At 64.0% G+C, this 3,759-nt stretch carries 4 protein-coding genes and 1 pseudogene; 4 read left to right on the plus strand and 1 reads right to left on the minus strand.

The window, feature by feature from the left end; genetic code table 11:
- The first annotated feature begins 2 nt into the window (after positions 1-2).
- The 4 genes from RMO81_RS12165 (at position 3) to RMO81_RS12180 (ending at position 3,027) form a co-directional block, all read left to right on the plus strand.
- Positions 3-1,022 carry a carotenoid 1,2-hydratase gene (locus tag RMO81_RS12165; RefSeq protein WP_310476158.1) on the plus strand — a complete coding sequence of 340 codons (1,020 nt, stop codon included), beginning with the start codon at positions 3-5 and terminating at the stop codon, positions 1,020-1,022.
- A gap of 38 nt (positions 1,023-1,060) precedes the next feature.
- On the plus strand, positions 1,061-2,308 hold the full coding sequence (locus tag RMO81_RS12170) for a Coenzyme F420 hydrogenase/dehydrogenase, beta subunit C-terminal domain (protein ID WP_310476159.1): 1,248 nt from the start codon (positions 1,061-1,063) through the stop codon (positions 2,306-2,308).
- A 102-nt stretch (positions 2,309-2,410) separates the two neighbouring features.
- Positions 2,411-2,689: a type II toxin-antitoxin system Phd/YefM family antitoxin gene (locus RMO81_RS12175; protein WP_310476160.1), complete on the plus strand. Its 279-nt coding sequence runs from the start codon at positions 2,411-2,413 to the stop codon at positions 2,687-2,689.
- Positions 2,686-3,027 (plus strand): type II toxin-antitoxin system RelE/ParE family toxin, encoded by a 342-nt coding sequence (locus RMO81_RS12180; RefSeq protein ID WP_310476161.1) that lies wholly within the window; start codon positions 2,686-2,688, stop codon positions 3,025-3,027. The genes RMO81_RS12175 and RMO81_RS12180 overlap by 4 nt, the downstream gene beginning before the upstream one ends.
- A 261-nt stretch (positions 3,028-3,288) precedes the next feature.
- On the opposite strand, the pseudogene RMO81_RS12185 reads toward RMO81_RS12180, so the two are convergent.
- Positions 3,289-3,759, minus strand: a pseudogene (locus tag RMO81_RS12185) (protochlorophyllide oxidoreductase); the annotation flags it as partial.

Raw genomic sequence — 3,759 nt, forward strand, 5'->3', positions numbered from 1 at the left:
CATTGCTGTGCCTGCTGCCGCTGCTGCTGGCGGCGACGTTCGCGCCGGTGCGGCCTGGCGTGGGCTTGCGCTTTCCGGCCGATCACGGCGCCCATCCCGATTTCCGCACCGAATGGTGGTATGTCACCGGCTGGCTGAACACGGCGCAGGGCAAGCGGGGCTTCCAGATCACCTTTTTCCGGACGCGCCCTGATATCGACACGGCCAACCCCTCCAGCTTTGTGCCGCGTCAGGTGATTTTCGCCCATGCCGCGCTGGCCGATCCGGGGCACGGCAAGTTGCGCCATGCCGCCCGGATTGCGCGGGCGGGCTTTGGCCTCGCCAATGCGCGGGTGGGCGATATGGATGTGGCGCTTGATGATTGGCGGCTGTGGCGCGGCAAGGATGGCCGGCTGCACGCGAAACTGGCCGGAGCGGGCTTTGCCTTCGATCTGGCCTTTACGCCCACGCAAGCCGTCATCCTGCAAGGCGAAGCCGGCTTCAGCCAAAAGGGGCCAGCGCCAAGTGAGGCCAGCCACTATTACAGCTGGCCGCAGCTGGTGGTAACCGGCCGGCTGAACGGGCAAGCCGTCACCGGCACCGCCTGGCTCGACCGCGAATGGTCGAGCACATTGATGAACGCCCGCGCTGTCGGCTGGGATTGGCTGGGCCTGAACATGGACGATGGCAGCGCCGTCACCCTGTTCCGCATGCGCGACAAGGCAGGCGCGGCGCTGTGGGCCGGCGGCAGCCATCGCAGCAAGGCCGGCCGGCTTACCGTGCTGAAGCCCGGCGATGTGCGCTGGCAGGCCGGTGGCTGGTGGCAAAGCCCGCGCAGCAAGGCGCGCTGGCCGGTGCGGCCGGTGGTGGCGCTGCGCGTTGGCGGCGTCTGGCGTGAATTGCCGGTGGTGCCGATGATGCCGGATCAGGAACTGGACAGCCGGATGAGCGGCGGCCCGGTGTATTGGGAAGGCGCGGTGACCGTACCAGGCGGGCGCGGCTATCTGGAATTGACGGGTTATGCTGCGCCGCTGAAGATGTGATGTTGCAGTTGGCAAGCGCAAGGCGCTAACTGCCGGGCATGGCAACAAATGTAACGGAAACCGGCCTGATTGCGCCAGACTTTGCGCCCGCCGCCCCACGCGGCCTATGCACCGATTGCGGCGTGTCGCGCACCGCAACACCCGCGGATTGCGGCACCGCCTGCCAGTTCATCAAGCCTGATTATGCCGCAATGGAAGCCCAGGTGCACGGCCGCGCCCGCGATGAAACCAAGGCGGACGAGCTGTTTTTCGGCCCGTTCCAGCGGATGGCCAAGGCCCGTCTGAAACAGCCATCTGCGGGCGCGCAATGGACCGGCATCACCAGCCGGCTGGGCGAACGGCTGCTGGAAACCGGAGCGGTGCAGGCCATCCTCACCATGGCGCCCGACCCCGACGACAAGTGGAAACCGCGCCCGGTGTTGGTGACCAAGGCCGAAGCCATGGCCCAGGTGCGCGGCATGCGCATGGGCTATGCGCCGCTGCTGGCGCTGCTGGAACCGGCGCGCGCCGCCGGCTTCAAGCGCATCGGCATCATCGGCATCCCCTGCCAGATCCACGCGCTGCGCCGGCTGGAGGCCAAGCTGGGGTTCGAGCGCATCTATGTGATCGGCACGCCGTGCAGCGACAACACCACGACCGAAAATTTCCACGAATTTCTGGCGCTGCTGTCTGATCAGCCGGACAGCATCACCTATCTGGAATTCAAGGCGAATTATCATGTTGAACTGCGGTTCGACGACGGCAAGCGTAGGCAAGTACCGTTCCTGATGCTGCCATTGTCTGATCTGCGGCCGGATTTCTTCCCGCTCACCTGCCGCACCTGCGTGGATTATACCAACAGCCTGGCCGATATCACCGTCGGCTATATGGGCGGCACCGGTGAGCAGTGGCTGCTGATCCGCAATGATCGCGGCGCGGAATTGCTGGGCCTGCTCGGCGACGAAGTGGCGCTGTCGGAACCGGACGATAACGGCAAGCCCGATGGATCAAAACGCGCCGGCCCGGTGAAGGGCTTCATGGCCAACACCGAACGCGCCGCCGGCGGGCTCCCATTGCGCCGCATGCCGAAATGGGTGCGGCCCATCGTCGGCAAATTGATGCCGCTGGTCGGCCCCAAGGGCAAGGAGTTCGCCCGCACCCGGCTGGAGATGAAAGCGATCGAAACCATCCTCCACCTGCGCCGCGAAGCGCCCGCCATGATGAAGAACATGATCCCGCCGCACGTGTGGAAACTGGTGGCGCGTTATGGGCTGGTGCCGGGGAAGGGCGAGACGAAGGAGGGATAGAACCCATCTGGCACAGCCCAATTGGGCTGCGCTGCTGCAACTGCTCTGGCCAACTGTGTCGAGATAGACTATATTCGGTCTTGATTCAGTCCGGAGTTTGTCATGCGCTATTCCACGCAGGTGCGTCCAGTCAGCTACCTAAAGGCCAATGCCGCCGACGTGCTGACCGATCTCAACGAGAGCCGCGAGCCGGTGCTGATCACCCAGAATGGTCAGGCCAGGGCCGTTCTGATCGATGTCGTTTCGTTTGAAGAAACCCAGGAAACGCTGGCGCTGCTGAAAATTCTCGCCCTTGGCCAGCGGGAGATCGAGGCGGGCGAAACGATTGATGCCCGCACCGCCATCGCTGCCATCAAGGATCGCATTGCGCCGTCCGCATGACGAAACGCTATACGGTTCAGTTGTCCCGCAGCGCAGAGCGCGATCTTGCTGATATCGCCGGCTATCTTGCGCAAGCGGCATCGCCTGTCATCGCTTCGGCCTTCCTCGACACCATGCTGGAACGGATCGCCGAACTGGAGCAATTTCCGGAGCGTGGCGCGGTGCCGCGTGAGTTGGACGCCCTCGGCATCAGCAGCTTCCGCCAACTCAGCGCCAAACCGTGGCGCATCATCTATCGCACCAGTGAAAAGACCGTGATCATCATGCTGGTCGCCGACGGCCGCCGCGACATGCAGACGCTCTTGGAACAGCGGCTCCTGCGAACGAAAATTTTGTAAGGAAAGCGGAAAAACGCCTCCGGCGGGCAGGGACTCGCCCCTGCACCCGTGTGTTTTCAAGCGGTGGTGCCGCATCACAACGGAGGATGGCATCAATCTGTCGCTCAAAGGCTTCTGGCACCGCTCATGCTAACGCACTGGCGAGGGGCCGCAAAGGGGTTGCAAGTGGACGCCCTTCCAACCTGCACACCCGAAAACGAAAGTGGGTGCAGGGGCTCAGCCCCTGCCCGCCGGAGGCGCTTTTTCCTTACCTGCCATCACTCAATCCAGCCCCACCGCCTTCAGCGTTAGCTCCCACAGACGCTCGTTGCGGGCTTCGTTCGTCCCGCGCGTTGAAAGCGGTTGGGCGAAAGGCCGGCGGCCTTGTTTCTGGCGGTTGCCCCAGCTCCAGTGCACGCCGGATTGGCTGGCGAAGGCCGGATCGGCGATCACTTGTGCGGTGCGGTCGCCGGCCAATGGCTGGCTCACATAGCCTTTGGTGATGTTCTTCTGGAACCAGGGGAAGATTTTCTGGAAGGCTGGCGGTGTCTCACGGAACAGCGCGGTATCGGCGACGCAGCCGGGGTAGAGGGTGTTGAACACGATGCCGGTATCGCCCCAGCGTTTCTGGAACTCGCGGCTCATGATCATGCAGGCCAGCTTGCTGTCTTTATAGGCCTTGCCGGGCTTGAACGGCTTGCCGTCGATCATGGCGATGGGCGCCTTGAAGCCGGCTTCCAGCCCGGCCAGATC

Source organism: Sandarakinorhabdus sp., assembly GCF_031422795.1.
Lineage (GTDB): Bacteria > Pseudomonadota > Alphaproteobacteria > Sphingomonadales > Sphingomonadaceae > Sandarakinorhabdus.